The organism is Paraburkholderia guartelaensis (assembly GCF_004353905.1).
Classification (GTDB): domain Bacteria; phylum Pseudomonadota; class Gammaproteobacteria; order Burkholderiales; family Burkholderiaceae; genus Paraburkholderia; species Paraburkholderia guartelaensis.
Genome location: NZ_SMOD01000021.1, coordinates 36628 through 55114, shown reverse-complemented (window position 1 = coordinate 55114; position 18487 = coordinate 36628). Strand labels below are relative to the sequence as shown.

At 66.8% G+C, this 18487-nt stretch carries 15 protein-coding genes; 6 read left to right on the top strand and 9 right to left on the bottom strand.

The annotated features are described in order from the left end of the window. Positions 1-2: 2 nt before the first annotated feature. From E1N52_RS25350 to E1N52_RS25340, 3 genes are all read right to left on the bottom strand, one after another. On the bottom strand, positions 3-2051 hold the full coding sequence (locus E1N52_RS25350; protein WP_133185539.1) for an EAL domain-containing protein: 2049 nt from the start codon (positions 2049-2051) through the stop codon (positions 3-5). Positions 2052-2271: 220 nt separating this feature from the next. Then, a complete protein-coding gene (locus E1N52_RS25345; protein ID WP_133185537.1) occupies positions 2272-3204 on the bottom strand; it encodes an NAD(P)-dependent oxidoreductase in 933 nt (310 codons plus the stop codon). Between the two features lie 67 nt (positions 3205-3271). Beyond that, positions 3272-4252 carry an AraC family transcriptional regulator gene (locus tag E1N52_RS25340; protein ID WP_133185535.1) on the bottom strand — a complete coding sequence of 327 codons (981 nt, stop codon included), beginning with the start codon at positions 4250-4252 and terminating at the stop codon, positions 3272-3274. Positions 4253-4443: 191 nt separating this feature from the next. Between E1N52_RS25340 and E1N52_RS25335 the strand changes: the two genes are divergently transcribed. Then, positions 4444-5496, top strand: a complete 1053-nt coding sequence (locus E1N52_RS25335) for an NAD(P)-dependent alcohol dehydrogenase (protein ID WP_133185533.1) — start codon at positions 4444-4446, stop codon at positions 5494-5496. 299 nt (positions 5497-5795) lie between these two features. Beyond that, a complete protein-coding gene (locus tag E1N52_RS25330; RefSeq protein ID WP_133185532.1) occupies positions 5796-6758 on the top strand; it encodes a LysR family transcriptional regulator in 963 nt (320 codons plus the stop codon). A gap of 620 nt (positions 6759-7378) precedes the next feature. On the opposite strand, the gene E1N52_RS25325 is transcribed toward E1N52_RS25330, so the two are convergent. Then, positions 7379-8020 carry a C39 family peptidase gene (locus E1N52_RS25325; RefSeq protein ID WP_246089214.1) on the bottom strand — a complete coding sequence of 214 codons (642 nt, stop codon included), beginning with the start codon at positions 8018-8020 and terminating at the stop codon, positions 7379-7381. Positions 8021-8343: 323 nt separating this feature from the next. Here E1N52_RS25325 and E1N52_RS25320 point away from each other — a divergent pair, with 323 nt between their 5' ends. Beyond that, positions 8344-9198 carry a helix-turn-helix domain-containing protein gene (locus tag E1N52_RS25320; RefSeq protein WP_133185528.1) on the top strand — a complete coding sequence of 285 codons (855 nt, stop codon included), beginning with the start codon at positions 8344-8346 and terminating at the stop codon, positions 9196-9198. Between the two features lie 36 nt (positions 9199-9234). On the opposite strand, the gene E1N52_RS25315 is transcribed toward E1N52_RS25320, so the two are convergent. Further along, positions 9235-11085 (bottom strand): ATP-binding response regulator, encoded by a 1851-nt coding sequence (locus E1N52_RS25315; protein WP_133185644.1) that lies wholly within the window; start codon positions 11083-11085, stop codon positions 9235-9237. A 52-nt stretch (positions 11086-11137) separates the two neighbouring features. Beyond that, complete coding sequence (locus E1N52_RS25310) at positions 11138-11668, bottom strand: putative pterin-binding protein (RefSeq protein ID WP_133185526.1); 531 nt, start codon at positions 11666-11668, stop codon at positions 11138-11140. A gap of 295 nt (positions 11669-11963) precedes the next feature. Here E1N52_RS25310 and E1N52_RS25305 point away from each other — a divergent pair, with 295 nt between their 5' ends. Further along, positions 11964-12911 (top strand): phosphoribosyltransferase, encoded by a 948-nt coding sequence (locus E1N52_RS25305; protein ID WP_133185524.1) that lies wholly within the window; start codon positions 11964-11966, stop codon positions 12909-12911. Between the two features lie 12 nt (positions 12912-12923). Here the strand turns inward: E1N52_RS25305 and E1N52_RS25300 are convergent, their stop codons facing one another. After that, positions 12924-14600, bottom strand: coding sequence for an ATP-binding domain-containing protein (locus E1N52_RS25300; protein ID WP_133185522.1), 1677 nt, complete (start codon positions 14598-14600; stop codon positions 12924-12926). Positions 14601-14817: 217 nt separating this feature from the next. Between E1N52_RS25300 and E1N52_RS25295 the strand changes: the two genes are divergently transcribed. Both E1N52_RS25295 and E1N52_RS25290 read left to right on the top strand, forming a co-directional pair. Next, positions 14818-15444 carry a glutathione S-transferase family protein gene (locus tag E1N52_RS25295; RefSeq protein ID WP_069268745.1) on the top strand — a complete coding sequence of 209 codons (627 nt, stop codon included), beginning with the start codon at positions 14818-14820 and terminating at the stop codon, positions 15442-15444. A 57-nt stretch (positions 15445-15501) separates the two neighbouring features. Then, positions 15502-16137, top strand: a complete 636-nt coding sequence (locus E1N52_RS25290; RefSeq protein WP_133185520.1) for a Fur family transcriptional regulator — start codon at positions 15502-15504, stop codon at positions 16135-16137. A 104-nt stretch (positions 16138-16241) separates the two neighbouring features. Here the strand turns inward: E1N52_RS25290 and E1N52_RS25285 are convergent, their stop codons facing one another. Both E1N52_RS25285 and E1N52_RS25280 read right to left on the bottom strand, forming a co-directional pair. After that, positions 16242-16652 carry a response regulator gene (locus E1N52_RS25285; RefSeq protein WP_028205606.1) on the bottom strand — a complete coding sequence of 137 codons (411 nt, stop codon included), beginning with the start codon at positions 16650-16652 and terminating at the stop codon, positions 16242-16244. A 198-nt stretch (positions 16653-16850) separates the two neighbouring features. Then, positions 16851-18413, bottom strand: coding sequence for a cryptochrome/photolyase family protein (locus tag E1N52_RS25280; protein WP_205965665.1), 1563 nt, complete (start codon positions 18411-18413; stop codon positions 16851-16853). Between the last annotated feature and the right edge of the window lie 74 nt (positions 18414-18487).

Below are 18487 nucleotides of genomic sequence, written 5' to 3'. Positions count from 1 at the left end.
GCCTATCCGGCCGCCGTGATGGCCTCGATCAGCCTGTTCAGCGCAACGCGCCACGCTTCGCTGTTCGGGCCTTCGGTCAGCAGTGCGCCGACCACCTCCCGATGCAACGCATCACGTTGCGCGCCCGCAGGCAGTATGTCGCCGAAGCCCGCCAGCGACTGCGCGAGCGGCGCGCGGCCGCCCTCGCCTTCTTCGCGCGTCAGGGCGCGCAAGAGGTCCCACGCCGCTTCGGGCACCGCCGCGATCAAGAGCATGCGCTCTTCCCAGATCACGAAGCGGGCGAGCCGCGCCAGGAGGCTTTCCGTTCCGGCGCCGCTTTCGACGTTCGCGGTCGCGGCGAAGGCCGGCGTCGTGTCGAGCCATTCGATGAGACGTGTGCCTTCCATTGGCTTCGCGATGACATAGCCCTGCGCACCGTCCACGCCGAGAATGGCAAGCGCGCGCAGGAGGTCGAGCGTATCGACGCCTTCGGCAAGCACGCGCCTGCCGAGCGAATGGCCGAGGCGCGTCAACTGGTAGATCACTCGCAGCATACTGAGCGCATCGCCGCCGCTCACCTTCACCATCTCGCGGTCGAGCTTGATCCAGTCGAACGGCAATTCACGCAGGCGCGTGAGGCCGCTATGTCCCGCTCCGAGATCATCCTGCGCGAGCAGCACGCCCAGCTCACGGAACTTCGCGAGAATGGCGCGCTGCCCCTGGCTCAGCGACAGTGCTTCGTTTTCCAGAACTTCCAGCGTGAGCCGCGCAGCCGGGCACCGGTGCGCGGCCAGCGCGGTGCGGGTGGCTTCGAAATAGCGGATGTCGTTGAGTGCCGCCGGCGGCAAGTTGATCGAGACATCGAGGTCGCGGCCCCCGGCGTACCAGCGTTCGCGGTCGGCGAGCGCCTGCTCGATGCCGCGTGCGAACAGCGCGAGCAGATCGTCGGAGGAGAGCGCCGAGAGAAACACGTCGGGCACGAGCAGACGCTCGCCGTCGCGCAGTCGCGCCAGCGCTTCGACCTTGGTCGACTTGCCCGTTGCGAGGCTGAGCAGTGGCTGATAGTGCATTTCCAGCGCACCGGTGCGCACGAGCGCCGCCCAATGCTGGCGCACGCTCACCGGCACCGCGGCGCTCAGGCCGTCGTTGCCGGGGATGCGCGTCGCGGCGCAGCCGAGCAGCGTTTGCAGCAAATCGACGAAGGCCACCTGATCGGGCCCGACGAAGCCGCCCGGAAACGCGCTATACAGACTCAGCACGGCGAGCGGCGGCTGCCCGGGCGCGGCCAGCGGAATCGACACCGAAGAGCGCACGCCCTCGCGCGCCGCGAGATCGCGCCACGGCGCGACGAGCGGATCGGTCTGATAGTTGACGACGCGCTCGGGCTTGCCGCTGCGCCACGCGCGCCCGATGGCGCCCTGCCCTTGCGGATGATCGGCGCGCACGCTGATTTCCCGATCGTGCGCGGCAAGCACGTTGAGCATGCCGCCTTCCGTCTTGCCGCCCGCGCCGGCCTCGAAGTGAAAAATGCCCGCTTCGTCGGGACGTCCGATGGTGCAGGCGCTCACTTCGTCGTGCTCCGCCAGCGCGGCGATCACCTGGTCGATGAAATTCGTGTAACTGCCCGCCTCCCACACAAGACGCGTGATGCGCAACAGCGCTTCCTGCTGCGAGTCCTGTACGGCCTGATACGCCTTGAGTTGCCATGCAAGGTCGGCGGTCAGGCGGCGCGCGTAGAGCGAGAGTTGTTGCGTGCTCACCGTCCGGCCGACGTCGGCGTATATCAGCTCCTGAAGGATGCCGCGGCTGCGCACGAGTTCTTCCTTGTCGAGCCCGACAATGGCATGAATGCGGCCGATGCGCTGCGCCATGTCCTCGTGCTCGCGCGCGGTCAGGCCGAGACTGGCGAGGGCAAGGAGATTCTGGATCTGGCGCGCCTTGAGGTGCGCGAGTTCCGCACCCGAAAGCATTTCGAGGATGCGGCGGGATTTGGGCAGGCGGCCCAGCTCCTCGTAGAAGCGGTTCACCACATGGGCCGCGTGCTCGTGCAGTGCGCCAATCAGCGTTTTCATTTTTGAGCCTTCGATATCACCGCCCTGGCGTCACGGCCCGGATGTGCAAATGGGCAGGGTGGCGCGCCAGGTTCATGGCCGTTGTGGTCATTAGCGGCCGCTCGAACAGCGATTGTGGCTCGCACAGAAGGAATGATACGTCATACGATGCCGGCGTCCGCGCGCGGTGGCATACACAACGCGGCGCATGCGAGGCGCCAAAAGCCCCCGACGGCCGCCTTCAGAGCGGCGTGAGGAGTGTCTCGCCCGCGAAGTGCCGCGCCGCGTTTTGGGCGAAGTGGCGCACCGTGGCGGTGCGCACGTCGGGCGACGTGCCGGCCACGTGCGGCGTGAGCACAATGTTGTCTAACCCGATGAGCGCAGCGGGCGGCTGCGGCTCGCCCTCGTAGACGTCGAGCCCCGCGCCGCCCAGCGCCCCCGCCTTCAGCGCGAGGGCAAGCGCGGCCGTATCGACGACGCTGCCGCGCGACACATTGATGAGAAAGCCCTGCGGCCCCAGCGCCTCGATCACGGCGCGGTCGATCAGATGCTTCGTATGCGCGCCGCCCGGCGTCGCAATCACGAGAAAGTCGCTCCATTGCGCAAGCGCCATCACGCTTTCGAAGTAGCGCGCCTGAGCGCCTTCGCGCGGCTTGCGGTTGTGATAGCCGAGTTCCATGCGGAAGCCCGCCGCGCGCCGCGCGACCTTCTCGCCAATATGCCCATACCCGACAATGCCGAGCCGCCGCCCCGTGACGGTGGGGCGCATGGGTAGCGCGTCGCGCCAGACACCGGTGCGGCACGCAGCGTCGAACTGCGGCACGGCGCGCACGGCCGCGAGCAGCAGCGCGAGCGCGTGGTCGGCGACGCAGTCGGCATTGACGCCCGCGCCATTGCACAGTGCGATGCCACGCTCGCGTGCGTGGTCGAGCGCGATATTTTCGTAGCCCGCGCCTAGCGCGCCCGCCAGTTCGAGCGCGGGCATACGATCGATTTCGTCGGCGGTGAGGCCCGTCGTGCCGTTGGTGAGCACCACACGCACGTCCTTGCCGCGTTCCGCGACCGCTTTGGCACGCGCATCGGCATCGGGCGCGTAGATCACATCGAATTGTTCGCCAAACCCGGCGAGGTCTTCATCGGCAAGCAGTATCAGGACCAGCAGGCATGGCTTCATCGTCGTGTCACCCTTGCGTCATTGTTTCGATGTGCGAATCGAATGCCGATGCGCCCGCGCGTCAACTTCACACGGCCGTCACATAGCGCGGCGGCAGCACCTCGATGCGCGGCGCGGCCGCGGCCGCGGCGGCGTCGCGCGCCCGGCGCATCTGGTCGGCCGGGCTCATGCCAAAGAGGCGCTTGAATTCGCGGCTGAACTGCGACGCGCTTTCATAGCCCACGCGCGTGGCCGCCGCGCTCACGGTCAGGCCGTCGTGCGTGATCAGGAGCCGCGCATGATGCAGGCGCGTGGTCTTCACGTACTGCATCGGCGAAGTCGAGGTGACAGCCTTGAAGTGCGCATGAAAGACGGCAAGGCTCATGCCCGCTTCCGAAGCGAGCGTTTCGACGTCGAGGTCGCCGCGGTAGTCGGTGTGAATGCGCCGCAGCGCCTTCGCGATACGCCCGAAGTGGTGCTGATGCGTGAGCGCTGCGCGAATCGCGTCGCCCTGCTCGCCCATGAGCACGCGATAACAGATTTCGCGCACGATCGAAGGGCCGAGAATGCGCGCCTCATACGGCTGCGCGAGCGCTTCGAGCAAGCGCAGCACGGCGTTCGAGAGCGTGGCGTCGAGCGGCGTCGCGTAGATGCCCGAGGGCTCGGACACGGCGCGGCGCGGGTCGTCGAGCGCCATGAGCAGTTCGGCGACGGTCGTCAGATCGACGCGGATCGAAATGGCGAGAATCGGCTTCTCGGGGCTCGCCTCGGTCTCGCATTCGAACGGCATCGGCACCGAGAGGACCAGGTATTGCTGCGCGTCGTAGATGAACACCTGGTCGCCGAGGAAGCCGCGCTTGCGCCCCTGGCAGACGATGAAAATGCTCGGTTCGTACATGACCGGCTGGCGCGGATGGCTTTCGCTGCCGCGGTAGAGCCGCACGCCTTCGACCGCCGTGGCGTGCACGCCGTCGCGCTGCGTGATTTGCATGAGCAGGTCGACCGTGCGCGCCTGCGTGGCGGCCGCCGGCGCGATGGCCGCCGCGGCGAGGGTTTTGACGTAGCCCATATCGGTTGTGCCCCAAAAGATGAAGACAGGCAGAGGAACAGGCTTGCCAATCTATCACCGAACCCCTCGATGTGCTGCGCGCCAGGAGAATCAGGCAAGTCTTCGATAGCTTCAGGTATTCCCTGGGTGGGTCCCGATCCTTACGATGGGAACCCTGCCGCAACACCCATGTACTTGAGGAGAGCCAACACATGTACCCAACTTACGGATACGCCGCCCGCGACGCCGCCTCGCCGCTCGCCCCGTTCGAATTCCAGCGCCGCGACCTGCGCGAACTCGACGTCCGTATCGACGTGCTGTTCTGCGGCGTGTGCCACTCCGACCTGCACCAGGCGCGCGACGAATGGCGCAACACGATTTACCCGGTCGTGCCGGGCCACGAGATCGTCGGCCGCGTGGCCGAAGTCGGCAACGGCGTCACGAAGTACAAGGTGGGTGAACTCGTCGGCGTGGGCTGTCTCGTCGACTCCTGCCGCACCTGCCCGAGCTGCGCCGAAGGCCTCGAGCAGTATTGCGAGAACGGCTGGGTCGGCACCTATAACGGCGCCGACCGCGTGAGCGGCGACATCACCTACGGCGGCTACTCGACGCAGCTCGTGGTGGACGAAGCGTTCGTACTGCGCGTGCCGGAGAACCTCGATGCCGCCGCGGCCGCGCCGCTCCTGTGCGCGGGCATTACCACGTATTCGCCGCTGCGCACGTGGGGCGCGGGACCCGGCAAGAAGGTCGGCATCGTGGGTCTCGGCGGCCTCGGCCACATGGGCGTGAAGCTCGCGCATGCGATGGGCGCGCATGTGGTGCTGTTCACCACGTCGCCCTCGAAGATCGAAGACGGCAAGCGCCTTGGCGCGGACGAAGTGGTGATCTCGAAGGATCCGGAGCAGATGAAGGCGCACGCCAACAGCTTCGACCTGATCGTGAACACCGTGGCCGCGCAGCACGACCTCAACCCGTTCATCGAGCTGCTGCGCCGTGACGGCACGATGACGCTGGTGGGCGCGCCCGAGCACGATCACCCGTCGCCGCAAGTATTCAACCTGATCCTGAAGCGCCGCCGTCTGGCGGGCTCGCTGATCGGCGGCATTGCAGAAACCCAGGAAATGCTGGACTTCTGCGGCAAGCATGGCATTACGTCGGATATCGAAATGATCAAGATGCAGGACATCAACAACGCCTATGAGCGCATGCTCAAGAGCGATGTGAAGTACCGCTTCGTGATCGACCTCGATTCGCTGCGCAAGTAACGCGCACGCAGCGCGGCAAACAAGCGCCGCGCATCCAGACGTAACACCCTGCCCCGCCGGGCCATCCGTTCCGGATGGCCCGCCAGCCCTTCCCCTTCGAGGCCTCCTTTTTTGGCCTCCCGTAGTCGAGCCGGCGTCACATTCGCCGCCATCCAATCGTCATGGCTGTTTAACCGCTGAGCGTCGCTTTCCGCGAGACGCCGGCACCGCGAAGCGCATTCATCGCTACGCGGCTCACCCTTTTTCTGCAGCAGCGCGGATTTCGTTCAAGCCTCAAGCCCATTGTCAGGAGCTCGCCCGTGATCGACCGCATCCAGGCGATGCGCACGTTCGTGCGCATCGTCGACACCAATAGTTTCACCAAAGCCGCGCAGTCACTCGATATGCCGCGCGCCAGCGCTACTACGCTGATGCAAAACCTCGAATCGCTGCTGGGAACGCAATTGCTCGTGCGCACCACGCGGCGCCTTTCGCTCACGCCCGAAGGCGCCGCGTACTACGAACGCGCCTCGCAGATCCTCGCCGATATCGACGATGCCGAAGCGAGCGTGCGCCAGTCGCCCGGCGCGATTGGCGGGCGCTTGCGCGTGGAGATGCCCGGCCTCATCGCCAATGCGATCGTGCTGCCCGCGCTCGACGACTTCCACGCGCGCTATCCGCAGATCGACCTCGTGATCGGCGTGAGCCTGCGCAACGTCGATCTCGTCGGCGAGGGCGTGGATTGCAGCATCCAGCTCGGCGAGCTGCCCGACTCGGGACTCGCGGCGCGGCGCCTCGGCGTGCTGGAGCACGTGACCTGCGCAAGCCCCGCGTACCTCGAGCGGCACGGCGCGCCGCAAACGCTCGACGATCTCGCGCAGCATCCGGTCGTCAACTTCCTCTCGCCGCTCACGGGCCGCCCGTTCGAGTTCGACTTCGAGGTGGAGGGCAGTCCGACCAAGGTGAAGGTGGACGGGTTTGTGCACGTCTCCGACGAGTTCGCCTACCTGACCTGCGGTCTGCAGGGCTATGGGCTCATCCAGCCGCCGCTGCTCGCGGCGCAGCCGTACCTGGATAGCGGTGCGCTGCGGGAGGTGCTGCCGCAGTGGAAGCCGCTGCCTACGCCCGTTTCGGTGGCGTTTGTGAAGTCGCGCCAGTTGTCGCCGCGTGTGCGCGTGTTTGTCGACTGGCTGGCGGAGTTGTTTGAGGATGCTGGCGCGATCAATCGTGATCTTTCGCGGGTGCGGCAGTTGTTGGAGGGGCTGCAGTTGGCGTCGGTCTGAGCGTTTAAGTTTTTGCTTTGGCCTTTAGCTTTGGCCTTTACTTGTGTTCGCGTCGGTATGCAAGTGTTGCCCCTGTGCGGGGCGGCACCTACTTTCTTTGCGGCGGCAAAGAAAGTAGGCAAAGAAAGCCGCTCACACCGCCAGTGCCTGCCACCGTTCACATCTCGTCGTACATGGTGAATGGCTCCGGAGCGTCTGTCACCTCGCACCACCTAACTGAGTGACAAGGCAGTCATTCATCCCGCTGCTCGCTACGCGCGCTGCGGTCGGGTCTGCATGGGAAACCGGATGGTACGAACAAGCATTCGCGAAAACGCACGCGCACCAATGGTTTTCGGTTATGCCCTTCGGCGCGCGTAGCGCCGCCGGAAGGATGAGCGCCTTGTCACTACCGTTGAAGGTGCGGGGTGACAGACGCTCCGGAGCCATTCACCATGTATGGCCAGATGTGAACGGTGGCAGGCGCTAGCGGTGTGAGCGGCTTTCTTTTGCCTACTTTTCTTTGCCGCTGCAAAGAAAAGTAGGTGCCGCCCCGCACAGGGGCGACCCAGGCAGACCGCCGCGAAAACAAGGAAAGGCCAAAGCAGCCAGGAACCACAAAAAAACAAACCCACACGCCTTCAGCGCGGCCGCCTAATCGCCATACCCCGCCGCGCGTGAAACCGCGCAACCGTCTCATACGGCAACCAGACATCAGCCTGATACGGCGCAACCCCCGACGGATTGTGAAACCACACACCGCCGTCGCCACGTCCGTGCAGCAGGATCAAGTGGCCGCCCTGCCCGGGATTCTCCCGTTCGGGGTAGCGAATCTCGGGGCTCACAGAGACGATGGCAAGCGTATCGGCATCAACGCGCGCAGCACTCGCCGCAATGTCCTCGTCGATCATCACCTCCACGTGCACGCCGAACGCGGCTTCCACCCATCCGGCGAACGGCCGGTAAATCAACCCGTCCACGCCGCCATCTTCACGCACGCGATACACGCCGTGCTGTAACGCCTCTTCGAGCATCTGGGCGCGCGGCGCATGCGCGACGCCCCAATAGTCGAGCGCCGACTCGAGGCAGGTCAAGCCGCACAGGCGCTTGGCCCAGAAGCGATAGGCGTCGGCCTCGGTGAAGCCGCTCGCGCGCCAGTGCGGGTCCTCACACGGGTCGGCGCCGCGCTCGACGATGGGCGCCACCCAGTCGGCGCTGCCCCACTGGCTGTAATACGGCACGCCCTCATGCCGCCATGTCCCGCCGTTGCGCACGTCGTCCAAACGATACCCCTCGCACCTGTATGGTTGATCTTCCGCGCGCGAGCGCACGGCGCTCAAAATCGTGCATCTTCGCAGCCGCGCGCCGTCCCCGCAATGCCGCGAATACCGCAAGCCGCGCGTAATCCAGGCCGAATATACGCTTACATTCTCGTGATTCGGCGCCGCATTACATTTGGCTAAAATAACGCCGTCGTTTGGCATTTTATGCGTTTAGAATATCGTGCTCCCGTGCGCAGGCCGCGCGAGGTCAGGTCAGACCGGCCCCGCGGCGCCACGGCATGATGAATCAGAAACTGAATCCACGAATCCCTCCTTTGAGCAGTATGTCGAACGTTGCATACACAACCGACTCGGCCTCGGTGGCGGAGCGCGTACGCGAGCTGATGAGCCGTCACGGCATCGGCAAGCGTCAGCAAACGACCGAGCTGTGCCGGATTCTTGACCTGAGCTTTTCACAGGGGCACCGCAAGCTGCGCGGCAACAGCCCGTGGACGCTCGCGCAGATCAAGAAAGTGGCCGAAGCGTTCGGCGAACCCGCGGGCCAGCTGTTCGGCGCGCAGTTGCTCGACCCCGGCATGGTCGGGGCGAGCGCTCAGGAGGCGATGCTCTGTGTCAGCGCCGCCGAGCTGCCCTGCACCGCGTGGATCGGCGCACCCGTCGAGGCGGGCAGCCGCCCCGACTTCGTCGCGTACGAAAAGCAGGGCCAGTGGCGCGTGGTACGCCCGGACGGCGCGCTCTACCAGAACGCGCGCGAAGTCCACAAGATCGAGATCTACCCGCGCCGCGCCGAGTCCGACAAACCGCTCATCGCCGTCGTGGACGACGACCAGTCCTCCGCCGACAACCTGCGCGACTACCTCGAGCACAGCGGCTACACGGCGCTCGCGCTCTACGGCCTCACGGCATTCAACGAAGCGCTCGAAAACAACGTGTTCGACGGCGTGGTGATCGACTGGCTGTTCGGCAGCCTGACCGCCGCCGAGGCGATCCGCAGCGTGCGCGCCTCCGAGAACCCCGATGCGCCCATCTTCGTGCTCACCGGCGAACTGCTGACCGGCAAGGCCAGCGAGTCGGAGATCAGCCAGGTGGTGCGCCACTACAACGTGGCCTGCTACGAAAAGCCGGCGCGCATGGCGATTCTCGTCGCCGATCTTTCGAAGCGGCTCAACCGCGGCTAACGCCGCACATCGCCCACTAGCCCGCTCCCAGGTCTTTCAGGCCGCCGCGCGCGGCGCGCTCAGCGCGCGCTGCAACGCCGCGCGCAGCACTTCGTAATGCACCGGCTTCGTGAGCCGGTCGAAGAACGGCGCGCCCTCGCCGCCCGGGGTCTTGCCCGCATTGTCCGGTAGCGCCGCCAGCCCCGCCACGTCGGCGCTCACCGCAATCACGCGCGGCTGCCCGAGCACGTCCTGCGCGGCCCTGAGCCCCGCCACGAAGTCGTACCCGTCGCGGCCCGGCATGTGCAGGTCGAGCAGCACCACGTCGCAGGCTTCGTGCGCGAGCAGCGCGAGCGCGCTGTCGGCGTCACCGGCCGCGAGCGCGCGGTAGCCCATGTGCGCGACCATCTCGCAAAGCGAATCGCGCACGAGCGGGTTGTCGTCGACGACGAGCACCTGCGGCAGCGCCCGCGCGGGCTGCGCCGCTTCGGCCACGGCCGCGGGCGCCGGCGGCTCGACCGGCGTGACAGGAATGCGCACGGTGAAGGTCGTGCCTTTGCCCACGCGGCTTTGCGTCTCGATCGTCCCGCCGAACAATTCGACGAGGCCGCGCACGATCGCAAGCCCCATCCCCGCGCCCTCGTAGCGCCGCGAGCGCGACGTGTCGAGCTGTGTGAACTCCTTGAAGATGAGCGGAATCTGGTCCGCCGCCACGCCAGGCCCCGTGTCGCCGACGACGATCACGAGCGTGTCGCCGCCAGCCGGCCTCGCCGCGCCTTCCTCATCCTGCAATGGCCGCGCGACCCGCGCGGGCGCCTGCAGCCAGAATTCGAGCCGCACCTTGCCGCGCTCCGTGTAGCGGATCGCGTTCGTCACAAGGTTGCCGGCGATCTGGCGAATACGATGCGGGTCGGCCACCACGCGCCGCTGTGGTCCCACCCACGCATGCTCGAACACGAGCCCGCGCGCGCGCGCCGCCTGCTCGTTCTCGTCGACGATCGATTGCAGCAGCTCGCGCGGCTCGAACTCTTCCTGCCGCAATTCGAGCTTGCCCGCGCCGAGACGCGCGTAGTCGGTCAAGTCCTTCATCTGCGCTTCGAGCTGGCGCGCGGCGGTTTCGAGGCGCTGGATCACCTTGCGGTCGGCTTCCGAATGCGAGTTGAAGCCAAGCAGTTCGATCGACGAGACGATCGCGTGCAGCGGCGTGCGCAGTTCGTGGCTGATCATGCCGAGGAAGGCGTCCTTCGCCATGCTCGCCTCGCGCGCGGCCCGGCTCGCCTGGTGCTCCGCTTCGAGGGCCGCGTGCTGCTGGTGCAAGAGGCGCGTGCGCCGGTAGCCGTTCATCACGAGCAGCACGCCCGCCGCCGCCGAAAGCACGAGCAGCACGAGCCCGGACGCGAACAGCTCGCGGCGCTTGGCGATGAAATCGTGCCGGATCGCCTCGCGCTCGGTCACGTCGGCGAAACGCCGGTTCAGCGCGAGGTCGGTCACCTGGGTCCAGTGCAGGTCGAGCGCCATGAGCATCGGCACGGCGCGTTCGGGGTTGTCCGCGAGGGTGGCGATTTCGGCCTCGAATGGCGAGATCGTCGCGGCCAGAATGGCGAGATCGGCGTCCTGGCGTCGCTTGAGGCCGGGCGTCGAGTCGAGCGAGAGCGTCGAGCCCTTCATCACATTGAGCTTCGACTGCAGCACCTCGTAGCGCAGCCGCACCTTGTCGAGATCGCGGTCGATGCCGTCCGCGAACATCAGCAACTGGCTCTCGAAGCGCGCGTAGGCGATCTGAAGCTGCGCGGCGTCCCAGTAGAGGCCGTCGTAGTTGCCGGTGATGCGCTGCACGACCTGCGGATTGAGCAGGTTGGCATAGAGCAGATAGCCGACCGCCACCACGGGCGGCGCGAGCGCCGCCATCCAGATGATCGCCTGCAGCAGGCGTCGCAAGGGACGTTGTATCACCCGCTACTCACCGCTTGATCGTCATCGACTTGATCTGCCACGCGAACTTCGAGTCGCCCGCCGCGCCGTCCAGCTCGAGCGGATGCTGGTCGCGTGGATAGATCAGGAACAACGGGCCGAAATTGCTCACCTTCAGGCGCTGGCCGTTCATCTCGTAGGCGACCACCACGCCGTAGCGTGCGGCGTCGGCAACGGGCACGACGCAGGTGTAGTCGTCGAGCGTGTGGATCTCGATCTGGCTGCCGTAGGCGCCCACGGCCTTGAGCACGTCTGAAAGCAGCGGGCCCGTGAAAGTCGAGCGCGGCGTCCACGTCGTGGCCGTCGTGATCGAATGCGCGGGCAGCGCGAGCAGCTGCGCCTCGCTGAAGTGATACGCCGTGTGGGACGCGTTGTTGGTCACGCGCACCTCGCCATCCACGTCTAGCGAGAGCGAACCCGCAGAACCCTGCGCCTGCGCGGAGTGTGCAAAAAGCGGCGCCGCGCCCACGAGCGCGAACCCCGCCACGGCGGCCCAGCGCCGCCAGCCTGGCCATCCCATCCATTGCCACATCTTGCCCGAGCCCTTTCGCGCGATGATTCGCGTCGTTTTCGTGTGTCTTTGCGCGGCGCTGCGCCACATTTTTCGGCAATGCGCCACTTTTTCCTGCTGCTTTACCCTCGTTTTCCTGCTACCTCCGCCCGCCATGCCAGCAGGCGCCGGTGAGCATAGGCATAATATCGTCAAACATTGTGCTGACAATAGCCGTCTTTTTCTCGTACACCGCTATCGGAAACGCGCGTTGCGCATTTGTCGCGCAGTTGCCGATCACGGGCTTCGTCACCCATTTCAACCCATGGATAAACCTGTCGTTCCGCTCACCTACGAACAGCTCGATCACTGGGTCGAGTCGCTGCAACCGGCGCTGATCGCGGAGGAATTCGACCTCGTCGTCGGCATTTTGCGCGGCGGCGCGCCGCTCGCGCTGATGGTTTCGCACGCAACGGGAGCGGGTGTCGCATTCCTGCGCTACGACCGCACCACGCGCGAAGTGCGCTGGGACTCCACGTTGCCGCTGCCCGAACCGGGCTCGAAAGTGCTGCTCTGCGAGGACATCGCGGGGCGTGGCCATACGCTCGTGGACTGCATCGCATTTCTGACCGAGCACGGGCTCGTCGTGCGCACGCTCACCGGCGCCTATGACGACCTCAGCCGTTTGCGCCCCGATTATTCGATCGACGCGAGCGGCTATTTCGCGCTCTTCCCCTGGGAGCGCCAGGCCTACACCGACCGCTATCGCGCCGACTGGATCCGCGACACCGAAGGCGAAGGCACGCGCATGGCCGACGACCACGAGTACGCCGTCTACGCCATCGATCTCGACGGCGTCCTGCTCCCCGATATCCCGGTTGCGCGCTACGACGAAGACCTCGTCGCCGCGCTCGCCGAGCGCGATGAGCTGGTGCCGTTCGAGCGCCTGCCCGGCATCGACATGAAGCGCACCCGCGCGATCATCACGGGGCGTCCGGAGATCGACCGCGAGCGCACGCTCGCCTGGCTCGAACGCCACGGCTTCGGGCACCTCGAACTGATCATGCGCACGCCGGACCAGCACGACGACACGGCCGCGGCCGTGGCTGCGCACAAGGCCGCTGCGGCCATCCGCAGCGGCGTGACGCACTTCATCGAGAGCGATCCGGTGCAGGCCATCCTGATCGCCCAGAGCGCACCGCTCTTGCGCGTGATCTGGTGGAACGCCCAGGCGCGCACGGGCACGCTGATCGGCGCCTCGGCCTGGAGCTGAGCGAGACAGCGCTCAGACGCCGCCGCGCTGGCCCTCGATGAACCGCGCGGCGCGCGGCGACGCCACCACGATGAGCTTCATGGCCGCGCGCGTCGCGCCGACAAAGAGTTTGCGCGCGGCGCGCTCGTCGAATGACTCGAAGTCCACCTCGGTCAGGATCACGCACGGCGCGGACTGTCCCTTGAAGCGGTAGATCGAATCGAGCAGCACATCGCCCTCGCGATACTGCGGATTGCCGAACAGGTCGTATTGGCCCGTGAAGCTGCGCAGCCGGTGCGGGCCGAGCTGATCGAGCGTCGCGAAGAGCGAATGCTCGCGTCCGCGATAAGAAAGCACGACGATGTCCTGCTTGCGAAAGCCGAGCGAAAGCGCCTGCGTAATGGCGCGTTTCGTGGCCAGAACCACCCCGGGTTCCGCGCCGGGTCCGGTTTCGTGCTCATCCCAACTCGCCACCGTCACCTCGGAGCCGTCGAACGGACTCCCCGCCGCGAGCTGCGCGATGGCGGGCACGGTCGGTCCGGCCACGTCGCGCAGGAACGCGAGGATATCGCGCGGGCTGCGGTAGTTGGTGTTCTCGCGCAGCACGGTCCAGCCCGCCAGCGCGAGCGGCTCGCGCACGTACAGGTTCTGCAGCGGATCTTCGAGCCACCACCATGCTGCGCCCGGCCGCAGCAGACGCCCGAGCGCGCCGACCCACGGCTGCTGGAAATCCTGCCCTTCGTCGACGATCAGCACGTCGAACTGCCAGCGCTCGGAAATCGGCATTTCGCCGAAGCGCCGCACGAGGTCGTCGAATGCGCCGGGGCTCCCGAAGTCGGGCACGTGGCCGCCGTCACGCGCAACCCAGTCGCATAGCTGGTGATAGGTCGCCACCTTCGCCTCGGGCGGCGCGAGCTGCGCGATGTGATCCGCGAGCGGCCGGTTGAAACACACGTAGAGCGTGCGCGCGCCGCGCGCCACCGCGTCCTTCATGACCTGCACGGCCAGTTGCGTCTTGCCCGAGCCCGCCGTCCCGATCACGCGCAGCCGGAACGGATCGATTTCGAGCCGCCGCGCCCACGTGGCGAGGCCGCCCGCGAGCCGCGTGACGAGTGTGCCCGCCGCGCCCACCAGCGCGCTGGTGTCGGGCGTGAGCGAAAGTTCGTCGGCGAGAAAGTGATGGATCTTCGCGGCGCACGGCAGGCGCGGCTCGTCGGCGGGCATGGCTTCGAGCACGATGGCGGCGAGCTGCGCCTTGCGCGTGGCGTCGACAATGCGCGCCGGGTTCACGCCCGCGATGGCGGGCTCGCGCACCACGTGGTCGGGGCAGTAGAACAGCTCTTCGAGCACGTAGGTGCCCGCGCCGAACGACGCCGTAAAGCGCCGGTGCAGCCCTTCGACCGTGCGCGCCAGCGCGATCGCCACGTTGCGCTCGGTTTGCATGTACGCCTTGACGAGGCCGCCCGGCGTTTCGCGCAAGAAACCGGTTTTCTGCTCGACGATCATCACGCGCCCGGCCGGGCTGACGATCACGAAATCGGCCTCGCCGAAGACCGAAAAGCCTTCGGAGAGTCGCGTCCAGTGCACGCCGTGATAGACGGTGTAGCCGTTCGGCAAACCGCGCGCGAGCGCGGCGAGCGTTTCGCGCTCGCGCGCGGCGGCGCCGGTCGCTTCGAGATGCTGCCAGTCGTCGGGGACAATGCGGGCCATGGGCGGGTCTCGGGCGTGAGTTGGAGATCGAGGCGGGACGGCCGCGCGGGAAATCGAGAGAGCGGTGCCGCACGAATCGGGCGCGGCGGCGGAACTCCGGGCACCGCGCAGCGCCTATTCTACGAAATGCCTGGTTGCGCAAAAAAACCGCGCGAGAATCGTGTATCGTGGCGGCCTGCGCTTGACCCTTTTTCCCCTTGCAAGGAGTACGCGCCAGATGATCACGATCTGGGGACGCGCCAATTCGGTGAATGTCCAGAAAGTCCTGTGGTGTTGCGATGAACTCGTGCTGCCGTTCCAGCGCATCGACGCGGGCGGCTCGTTCGGCCATCTCAACGAGCCTTCCTATCTCGCCATGAATCCGAACGGCAAGGTGCCGACGATCACCGACGGCACGTTCGTGCTGTGGGAGTCGAACGCGATCCTGCGTTATCTGGCGATGGAGTACGGTCCCTCGAGCCTGCTCTACCCGACCGACCCGAAGGTGCGCGCCTCGATCGAGCGCTGGCTCGACTGGTCGATCGGCACGCTCGCGCCCATCGAGCGCCCTGTGTTTCTCGCGCTCGTACGCACGCCGCCCGAAAAGCGCGACACGGCGAAGCTCGCGGCAGACTTCGATCAGTTGACCCCGCTTTGGCGGCTGCTCGACCACCATCTGCAAGGCCGCTTCTTCATGGAAAACGAGCGCTTCTCGCTCGCCGACATCGTGCTCGGCGCGTACGCGCGGCGCTGGTTCGGACTCGAAGGCGTGGAACGTGAGCCGCTGCCGAATGTCGAGCGGTGGTATCAGCGCATCGCGCAGCGCCAGGGCTTCCGCAAGTACATCGATCTGCCGCTCACCTGAGCCGTCGCTCCATGGCGGCGCGGGCGGGCCGGCGGCGCGCCCCGTATAATCGCAAGCATGAAGACAGCAAAACCGTCCCCGGACGCCTTGGCCCTGCACAGCAACACGCAAGGCGAGGCGCACGACCACGCGCACGATCACGGCCACGCCCATTCGCATGACGTCGCCAAGGGCGCGTCGGTCGAGTCCGCACTCGCGATGGCCGAGGCCTATTGCCGCGAGCGCGGCGAAAAGCTCACGCCGATCCGCCGCAAGGTGCTGGAGTTGCTGCTCGCCTCGGGACGCGCGACCAAGGCGTATTCGCTGCTCGACGAAATGCGCCAGATCCATCCGGGTTCGGCGCCGCCCACGGTCTACCGGGCGCTCGACTTCCTGCTGTCGGCGGGGCTCATTCACCGCATCGAGTCGATCAACGCGTTCGCCGTTTGCCACGACCTCACGCAGTGTCAGCACGGCATTCTCGTGGTGTGCCAGCAGTGCGGCAACGTCACCGAGTTGCACGAGCCCAAGCTGCGCCAAGCGTTAGTTGCGCAGATCGAGGCCGCGGGCTACCGGCTCGCCGGCGACGGCATCGAACTCAAGGGTCTCTGCGCGCAATGCCAGGAGATTCAGGCTAGTTCGGCCGGCAAGGCCGTAAAGGCGGACGCCGCTGCCGCGCCCGAAGCCGCCGCGCAGTCCTCGTCCGTTAGCTAACTTTAGCCGCACGTCAGCGCAGGCAACGGATCAGCCGCGCCGCATGTCGCGGCGCTCCAGTCCATCAGCACCCGCCCGTTTCCGGCCTCGCTACGCGCGCGGCGTCACAGCGACTGGCGCGCGTCGATCGCGTCGCTCAGCAGCGTCACCAGTTCTTCCGGCCGGGCCGGCTTGGTCATGAAGTGCTGAAAGCCTTCGCCGATGCTGCGCAAACGCCAGCTTTCGTCGGTATGGCCCGTGAGCGCGACCGCGACGGTCGGTGCGTGATCGCCGCGAATTTCGTAGTCGCGCAAACGCTGGATCAGATAGAAGCCATCCATGGCCGGGAGGTCGAGATCGCAGACCACGGCATCGGGGTGCAGGCTCAGCGCCGCCTCGACGCCGGTTTCGGCGTCTTCGACCGCCACGACATGCGCACCCTCCGCCTCGAGGAGCGAAGTCAGTGACGCCCGGCTGTGCGGGTCGTCTTCGACGAGGACGATGGTCGTCCGGTCGAGCTTGTGTACTGCGTTCATTGTGTTTGCTTACATGCCTTTCTGTCTGTCAGGCCGAGTGCCGCAAGGCTACGAGCCCGGTATCACGCCGGGCGCACGGCAACGCGGGCCGTCCTGATAGAGCAATCTTAATGCCGTCCGGTTCCCGCGTGCTGTGAGTGCGCCCAGCCGCGCCGCGCACGATAGCCGCATCACAAGACAGCCCGATGACGGCCGCGCTCACGCCTTGCCGCCCTGTTTTGTGTCCTGCTCTGGATCCTGTCGCGAAGCGGCAAGGCCCTTGGCCTTACCGGTTTGCGCAAAGGCTTCGAGTGCACGCTGGCGCGCCAGTTCGTGCTCGACGACAGGTTCCGGATAATCTTTGCCGAGACGCACGCCCGCAGCTTCGAGCTGCTGCGCGCTGGCCTTCCACGGCTGGTGGACGAGCGCATCGGGCAGGTCTGCCAGCTCCGGCACCCAATGCCGCACGTAGGTGCCGCGCGGGTCGAACTTCTGACCCTGCAGCACCGGATTGAAGATGCGGAAATACGGCGCGGCATCCACGCCCGAGCCCGCCACCCACTGCCAGTTGGCCGGGTTGCTGGCCGGGTCGGCATCGACGAGCGTGTCCCAGAACCAGGATTCGCCCGCGCGCCAGTCGATCAGCAGATGCTTGCTCAGGAAAGAAGCCGCGACCATGCGCACGCGGTTGTGCATCCAGCCGGTGTGCCAAAGCTCGCGCATGCCGGCATCGACGAGCGGATAGCCGGTCAGCCCGCGCTGCCACGCTTTCAGACCGGCAGCGTCCTTGCGCCACGGCATGGCGTCGAAAGCGGGACGCAGGTTGCGCGTTGCCAGATCGGCGTAGTGAAAGCGTTGGTAATGGCAGAACTCCCGCCAGCCCAACTCGCTCGCGAACTTTTCGGCGCTCGCGGCGCGCCGCGCCGATCCCCGTCCGTGCGCGTGCTGCGCCGCCCTGAGCGCCGCCCAGACCTGGCGCGGCGAAATTGCGCCGACAGCGAGATACGGGGAGAGGCGGCTCGTGGCGGCGTCGCCGGGTTCGTCGCGCTCGCCGGCGTAGGCATCGAGGTCGGTGGCGAGGAACGCGCGCAGGCGCTCCAGCGCGGCTTCCTCGCCCGCCGGCCAGGCCTCGCGCAAGCCGCCCGACCAGTCGGGCGCGCGCGGCGCCAGGCCGAGCGCGTCGAGTTTCGATGCGCGCTGGGTAAGACGTGCTGGCAGCGATTGAAAAATCATCCGTTCGGGCTCGCCTTCCGGCGGCGGCGGATCGCCCACGCGCAGGCAGGCGCGCCAGTACGCGCTGAAGACCTGAAATGGCTCGCCGGACTGATTGAGCACCGTCCACGGCTCGTTGAGGAGCTGACCGCTGAAGCTCTCGACACTGACGCCGCGCTCGCGCAGCGAGGCTTTGAGGGCGCGATCGACCTCGCGTTGCGCCGCGCCGTAGCGGCGGTTCCAGTACACAGCTTGCGCGCCGGTTTCCGTGACGAGGGCGTCGAGCGTCGTCGCTTCGTCGCCCTGCAAGAGCAGCAGGCGGCCGCCGCGAGCGGCCAGCGCGGCTTCGAGCGCGCGCAGCGATTCATGACGCCACCAGCGCGCCGCGCCGCCCTCCGTGCGCTCGCCCGAGGCGTGCGGATCGTGGATCCAGACGCAGATCAGCGGGAGGCCGCTCGCTGCGGCCTGCGCGAGCGCGGGCTGGTCGGCAAGCCGGAGATCGTCGCGAAACCAGACGATGGCGGGGGCTCGATGCGCAGAAGCGCGGGAAGAAGCGGAAGAAGAAGGCAGACCGGACCTCGACCGGGAAACATTCGCGCGGCACAGCGCACGGGCCGTGCCGCAAAGGTCCCGGAGCGTACCAC

Bases quoted from the DNA above. Each gene is read 5' to 3' on its own strand.
- E1N52_RS25350 (WP_133185539.1), bottom strand. From the start codon at position 2,051: ATGAAAACGCTGATTGGCGCACTGCACGAGCACGCGGCCCATGTGGTG.
- E1N52_RS25345 (WP_133185537.1), bottom strand. From the start codon at position 3,204: ATGAAGCCATGCCTGCTGGTCCTGATACTGCTTGCCGATGAAGACCTC.
- E1N52_RS25340 (WP_133185535.1), bottom strand. From the start codon at position 4,252: ATGGGCTACGTCAAAACCCTCGCCGCGGCGGCCATCGCGCCGGCGGCC.
- E1N52_RS25335 (WP_133185533.1), top strand. From the start codon at position 4,444: ATGTACCCAACTTACGGATACGCCGCCCGCGACGCCGCCTCGCCGCTC.
- E1N52_RS25320 (WP_133185528.1), top strand. From the start codon at position 8,344: ATGTCGAACGTTGCATACACAACCGACTCGGCCTCGGTGGCGGAGCGC.
- E1N52_RS25315 (WP_133185644.1), bottom strand. From the start codon at position 11,085: ATGGCGGCGCTCGCGCCGCCCGTGGTGGCGGTCGGCTATCTGCTCTAT.
- E1N52_RS25310 (WP_133185526.1), bottom strand. From the start codon at position 11,668: ATGGGATGGCCAGGCTGGCGGCGCTGGGCCGCCGTGGCGGGGTTCGCG.
- E1N52_RS25305 (WP_133185524.1), top strand. From the start codon at position 11,964: ATGGATAAACCTGTCGTTCCGCTCACCTACGAACAGCTCGATCACTGG.
- E1N52_RS25300 (WP_133185522.1), bottom strand. From the start codon at position 14,600: ATGGCCCGCATTGTCCCCGACGACTGGCAGCATCTCGAAGCGACCGGC.
- E1N52_RS25295 (WP_069268745.1), top strand. From the start codon at position 14,818: ATGATCACGATCTGGGGACGCGCCAATTCGGTGAATGTCCAGAAAGTC.
- E1N52_RS25290 (WP_133185520.1), top strand. From the start codon at position 15,502: ATGAAGACAGCAAAACCGTCCCCGGACGCCTTGGCCCTGCACAGCAAC.
- E1N52_RS25285 (WP_028205606.1), bottom strand. From the start codon at position 16,652: ATGAACGCAGTACACAAGCTCGACCGGACGACCATCGTCCTCGTCGAA.